This is a genomic window from Actinomyces provencensis (assembly GCF_900155435.1).
Lineage (GTDB): Bacteria > Actinomycetota > Actinomycetes > Actinomycetales > Actinomycetaceae > Pauljensenia > Pauljensenia provencensis.
In genome coordinates, this window is sequence record NZ_LT700212.1 from 1580441 (window position 1) to 1586485 (window position 6045).

5 protein-coding genes and 1 pseudogene are annotated in these 6045 nt (G+C 69.3%); all 6 read right to left on the bottom strand.

The annotated features are described in order from the left end of the window. On the bottom strand, positions 1–299 hold a 299-nt coding region (locus BQ9890_RS15870), incomplete at its 3' end, for a transposase family protein (RefSeq protein ID WP_230298010.1). A gap of 284 nt (positions 300–583) precedes the next feature. Next, positions 584–2455 (bottom strand): dihydroxy-acid dehydratase, encoded by a 1872-nt coding sequence (ilvD, locus tag BQ9890_RS07035; RefSeq protein ID WP_075890375.1) that lies wholly within the window; start codon positions 2453–2455, stop codon positions 584–586. A gap of 137 nt (positions 2456–2592) precedes the next feature. After that, positions 2593–3756: a lysylphosphatidylglycerol synthase transmembrane domain-containing protein gene (locus tag BQ9890_RS07040; protein ID WP_075890377.1), complete on the bottom strand. Its 1164-nt coding sequence runs from the start codon at positions 3754–3756 to the stop codon at positions 2593–2595. Between the two features lie 218 nt (positions 3757–3974). Continuing rightward, complete coding sequence (locus BQ9890_RS07045; RefSeq protein WP_075890379.1) at positions 3975–4871, bottom strand: endonuclease domain-containing protein; 897 nt, start codon at positions 4869–4871, stop codon at positions 3975–3977. Between the two features lie 302 nt (positions 4872–5173). Beyond that, a pseudogene (locus tag BQ9890_RS07050) lies at positions 5174–5623 on the bottom strand (ISL3 family transposase); the annotation flags it as partial. Further along, the coding region (locus BQ9890_RS07055) for a transposase (protein ID WP_143226419.1) at positions 5599–6045 on the bottom strand (447 nt) is incomplete at its 5' end. The pseudogene BQ9890_RS07050 and the gene BQ9890_RS07055, both read right to left, overlap by 25 nt.

Here is a 6045-nt window from a genome sequence, read left to right on the forward strand (position 1 = left end):
CCGTGGCGAGCCCAGGGCACGTGGGAGACCACGACGCCGTGGTCCCGGCACCGCACCCGTGGACACTCCGCCTCCACGAACGCCTGGATCCAGCCCAGATCCAGGCTCCGCCACCGGCGCCTGCCGGGACCAGGATCGTAGCCCGGGCTGCGCCGCCGACACACACCACAGCGACCACGCTCACGCGAGCGAGGCCGCACATGCGCGATCAGCGAGCCGGCGTCCTCATCGAACTCAACCCGCTCAATCACCGCCTTGTCGATCCCGAGCAGAACCCGCCATATGCTGACATCACGCACGCCGCTTCTCCTGACCACCGGTCCTGTTGCCTTCGAACAGCTCAGAACCTATGCAGGAAGCGGCGTGCGACCCACTCCGACGCGCACACACACCCACAGATGCGTCAGGAGCGCCGCATTTCTGCACACGCGCGCAGGAACGAACCTCCCGCCGACTTCACCCCGGACAGCAGCTCAACGCCGCTGGAACCGACTGCGCATGCTGACCGGGACACCGGCAGCGCGCCGCACGACCCTCCCGGGTCCGCCCAGGGGCGCAGCCGGGGTCGCCAGGAGGGCATTCCTCAGCGCAGCACCTTGGAGACGTCGCGGGCGGCACCGGTCGAGGCGGAGGTGGCGGTGGCCGCGTACAGCTGGAGGGCCGGGGAGACCACGCGCTCGCGCGACACCGGGGTCCAGGGGTGCTCGCGCTCCTCCTGGCGCAGGCGCCGCCGCTCGAGTTCCTCGTCATCGACGTCGAGCTGCAGGAGCCCCTCGTTCACGTCGATGATGATGCGGTCACCGTCCTCGACGAGCCCGATGAGCCCGCCGGCCGCGGCCTCGGGCGAGATGTGACCCACCGACACCCCCGATGTGCCCCCGGAGAAGCGACCGTCGGTGATGAGCGCGCAGGCCTTGCCCAACCCGCGGCCCTTGATGAAGGAGGTCGGGTAGAGCATCTCCTGCATGCCCGGGCCCCCGGCGGGGCCCTCGTAGCGGATGACGACGACGTCGCCGGCCTGCACGGTCTTGTCGAGGATCCGGTCGATGGCCTCCTCCTGGGACTCCATGACGCGGGCGCTGCCCTCGAAGTGGAAGAGGCTCGGGTCGATGCCGGCGGCCTTGATGATGGCGCCCTCGGGGGCGAGGTTCCCGAAGAGGACGGTCAGCCCGCCGCTCTTCGTGTAGGCGTGCTCGACGTCGCGGATGCAGCCGTTCTCCGCGTCCAGGTCCAGGCTGGCCCAGCGGTTCGAGGTCGAGAAGGCCTCGGTGGTGCGCACGTTGCCGGGGGCCGCGTGCCACAGTTCGACCGCTTGCTCGGTGGCGTGCCCGCCGCGCACGTCCCAGTCAGCCAGCCAGTGCTCGAGGTCGGGTGAGTGCACGGAGTGGACGGTGTGGCGCAGGAAGCCACCCCGGTCGAGCTCACCGAGGATGGCGGGGATCCCGCCGGCCCGGTGGACGTCCTCCATGTGGTAGTCGTTGTGGTTCGGCGCCACCTTGGACAGGCAGGGCACGCTGCGCCCCAGGTCCGCGATGTCGGCCAGGTCGAAGTCGACCTCGGCCTCGTGGGCGGCGGCCAGCAGGTGGAGGACCGTGTTGGAGGACCCGCCCATCGCCATGTCCAGGGTCATCGCATTGGCGAAGGCGTCCTTGGTGGCGATGGCACGCGGCAGGACGGAGTCGTCCTCGTCCCCGTAGTAGCGGCGGCACAGGTCCACGGCCAGCTGCCCGGCGCGCACGAAGAGGTCGCGGCGCGCCTCCTGGGTGGCCAGGGTGGAGCCGTTGCCGGGCAGGGACAGGCCGAGTGCCTCGGTGAGGCTGTTCATGGAGTTCGCGGTGAACATGCCCGAGCAGGAGCCACACGTCGGGCAGGCCAGGCGCTCCAGTCGCAGCAGCTCGTCGTCGGAGATCGCGTCGTCGGCGGTGGCGTTCATGACGGTGATGAGGTTGCCGTGACCGGCGGTGGAGGGACCGATGATGTCCTCGGCCGGGATGTTCTTGCCGGCCTCCATCGGGCCACCCGAGACGAAGATCGCGGGGATGTTCAGGCGCATCGCGGCGATGAGCATGCCGGGCGTGATCTTGTCGCAGTTGGAGATGCAGACCATGGCGTCGGCGCAGTGGGCGTTGACCATGTACTCCACGGAGTCGGCGATGACCTCGCGCGAGGGCAGGGAGTAGAGCATGCCGCCGTGGCCCATGGCGATGCCGTCGTCGACCGCGATGGTGTTGAACTCCTTGGCGTTGCCGCCGGCCTCCTTGATGGAGTCGGCGACCAGCTTGCCGATGTCACGCAGGTGGACGTGCCCGGGGACGAACTCGGTGAAGGAGTTGACGACGGCGATGATCGGCTTGCCGAAGTCGTCGTCACCCATGCCGGTGGCGCGCCAGAGGGCGCGCGCGCCTGCCATGTTGCGCCCCTGCGTGGAGGTCGCGGAACGGAGTTGCCGGCTCATCAGTGTGGTCTCCTTGTCGACGTGCCGAGTGGGGACCAGCCTAGGGTTTGGCGCGCCTGTGGGCCCGGTGAGGTCGCCCACCGGACTCAGGTGTGCCTCACATCAGGAGTTCGTGCACACCGACGACCGCGCTCGCCTCAGATGTCGTCGTGGCGCTGGAGGTGGTTGTAGAACAACCATCCGGCCAGGACGGGGATCCACGTGCTCGTGATCCGGTAGCCGAAGGCCGCCGCGAGGGCGATGCCCGGCGTCAGGCCGAAGGCCGTCATGGAGGCCACGAGTGCGGCCTCGACGGCGCCGATCCCGCCGGGCGTGGGTGCTGCGGTGGCCAGGGTCTCCCCCACCATCGTGGTGAAGGCGGCCACGACGGGGTGGTTGCCTCCCGAGACCGCGAGGATCACGGCCCACAGCGCCGCCGCCCCGCTCAGGGTCGTCCCGGCCGCCCCCAGCACCGCCGCGCCCAGCCGGCGCGGTGTGCGCACCAGCGTGGTGAGGTTGGTGACGATCTCGCGCCCCTGGTCGTGCCACGCCCTCGTCAGGGCGTTCCGCAGCTGCGGCACACCGAGGGCCACGGCGACGAGGACGAGGACGATCCCGCTGATCGCGAGGACGACGTGCGCGTCCGGCACACCCCGGAGCAGGTCGACACTCCCGCCGCCGAAGACCACCAGCAGGGCCAGCAACACGATGTGCACGAGGAACTGGACGGCGCTCTGGAGACCGATCGCCGCGGTGGCGAGGGGGAGCGGTTGGCCCTTCCGGTGGAGGTACCGCACGGCGATCGCCACAGAGCCGACGCTCGCGGGTGTCGCGGTGCCCACGAAGTTCGCAGCGATCTGCAGCTCGACGGCCGACCAGAACGGCGCCGCCACACCGGCGCACGCGCGCATCCCCAGGGCGGCGCACACGGAGCCGAGGAAGACGAAGCCGAGGGAGGCGAGCATCCACCACGGGTTCGCCCGCGTGAGGGCGTGGAGGACCTGGTCGGCCTCGCCGACGAGGGGAATGGCCAGGTAGACGATGGCACCGACGAGCAGCACCTGGACCATGCGGCGCCCGGAGAACAGGCGCCGCCACCCCTGCGGGCGGTGGGCGTCCTGGTGGGTGTTCGACGGTGTGGGTTCCTCGCTGGCGTGCCCGGCGTCGGCCCCGGCGTCGGGCACCGTGTCGGGCCTGGTGTCCGGTCCTGTCGCGGGGCCCGGGATGCGCCCGGTGTCCTGCCCACTGACCGGCCCGGCGTCCCCGTGGTCCGGGTGTTCGTCGGCCGACCGCGGGTTCTCGGCACCTGGGTCCTCACTCACCCGTCGATCCTAGGGCCCATCCGCACTGCCCCGCCGAGGGTGGACACCACGCCACCTTGCTGGGCCGGCGAGCGGACTGGCGTCCACCCTCCGGGTCCACCGCAGGCCGATCGGAAAGCCGCCTCTCCACCCCGCGCGCGCCTACGCGGACGACCGACGTCGCGCGCCGGGACGTACCCGTCCGGGCTCGTGGGAACGGACTCGTCGAACGCTCCCGATCAGTTCCACCTGCCCGCCGGATACCCGTGGGACCCGGGTTCATGGGGAGCGGGAAGGCTCAGTGCGTGTTCGCGGGCGGCCAGCACTTCGGCGACGAAGTGCTGGGGGTCGTCCATCACCGTGTGGTAGTCGAAGCGGAGAACCACGTAGCCGGCCGCGACCAGCCGCCGGTCCCTGGCCAGATCAAGGGCCCGCTGCCCGGGCGTGCTGTGGAACCTCCACCCGTCGGTCTCCAGGACGAGACGGCCGAAGACGATCATGTCCACCTCGCCGACCCCCTGGATGAAGACTCCCTCCACGACTTCGATGCCTGCGTCTTCGAGGATGAGCCTCGCAAAGGTCTCGAGGATGGACCTGGCTCGCCGACGGCTTCGCGCCACTGCCTGCCGCATGAGTGAAGAGGTCGGACCGCGCAATGGGATGACGACGTCATCGGGCTGCCACAGGCCCGAGAACCAAGCCGCGTCGAGCATGGCCACGGCCTCGTACAGGGGAAGGCAGGTGATCGCGCGGGTCAGGGTGGTGGGAACGTCTGCCAGCCAGGGCCGCCGAGGATCGGTGAGGATGCGGTTCCTCTCCCTGTGGATGGTGACCGCTCCGGTGCTCGCCCTGCTGCTCCTCGTGGGACGGTTGTGGGGAACCGCCAGATGGGTCCGGCCGTCGTCACCCCGTCCCGGCACCGGGAGTCCGTGCTCGCTGGCAGCGCTCACGCAGGTGACGACCGCGTTGTGTGCTTCCGCGTGTGCGTGGGCCGGAGGGACGACATCGGTGAGGTACACGACGCCCCTGTAACGACGGACGCCCGGTGGGAGCTCGGACGTGTCGATGCGTCGGCGGCGAAGAGCGGACAGGCGGACGATGCCGCCATGGTTCATGAGGTGTTCGATGAGGTCCATCCGTCGATCCCAGGTCAACCGGGGCCGGAGGGAAAGATGGGCAGTGCCCGCCTGTGGAGAGGCGGCACATGGCCGCGCTCCTGTGGATGGAGGTGCACGCACCCGCCGGTGGGGAGGAACCAGCCGAACTGCGCTGGGCCTGCCGACCTGTGCCGGGCCAGCCGGCCCAGGTCCTGCTTCCGCAGCCACCGACTCGACCGCCACCACGCGACCTCGGTCCGTGGTCCGTGGTCCGTGGTTTTCAGGACGGACTTCTCGCCAGCCGGTGTGCGGAAATGCGGCGCTCCTGACTCTTGTGTGGGTCATTGGCGGCCTGGGAGGGTGGGGCGGTGGCCTCCGAGGGTGAGCATGGCCATGGCGATGAGGGGCTGGGCTGTGTGGAAGCCGAATGCGACGCGGGTGATGAGGCGGATCTTGGTGTTGGTGGACTCGATGAGCCCGTTGGAGAGGTTGTGTTTGATCGCGGCGAGGATCCGGTCTCGGTGTTTGACGATGGTCTTGGACAGTTTCACGAACGCGGGGATCTGGCAGCGTCGCGCCCAGCTCAGCCACTTCTCCAGCGCGTCCACGGCGGCGTCGTAGGGAAGCTGGAACACCACACGTAAGCCCTCCTTGAGCAGGTAGGCGCGATGCAGCCTCGGGTCGGTCTTCGCGATCCACTCCAGCTTGACCTGCTGGTTCTCGGTCAAGTTCTCCGGGTTCTTCCACAACGAGTACCGGGCGCCCTTCAAGGCCTTCGCCCGCTCACAGGCNGGCCTCCGAGGGTGAGCATGGCCATGGCGATGAGGGGCTGGGCTGTGTGGAAGCCGAATGCGACGCGGGTGATGAGGCGGATCTTGGTGTTGGTGGACTCGATGAGCCCATTGGAGAGGTTGTGTTCGATCGCGGCGAGGATCCGGTCTCGGTGTTTGACGATGGTCTTGGACAGTTTCACGAACGCGGGGATCTGGCAGCGTCGCGCCCAGCTCAGCCACTTCTCCAGCGCGTCCACGGCGGCGTCGTAGGGAAGCTGGAACACCACACGTAAGCCCTCCTTGAGCAGGTAGGCGCGATGCAGCCTCGGGTCGGTCTTCGCGATCCACTCCAGCTTGACCTGCTGGTTCTCGGTCAAGTTCTCCGGGTTCTTCCACAACGAGTACCGGGCGCCCTTCAAGGCCTTCGCCCGCTCACAGGC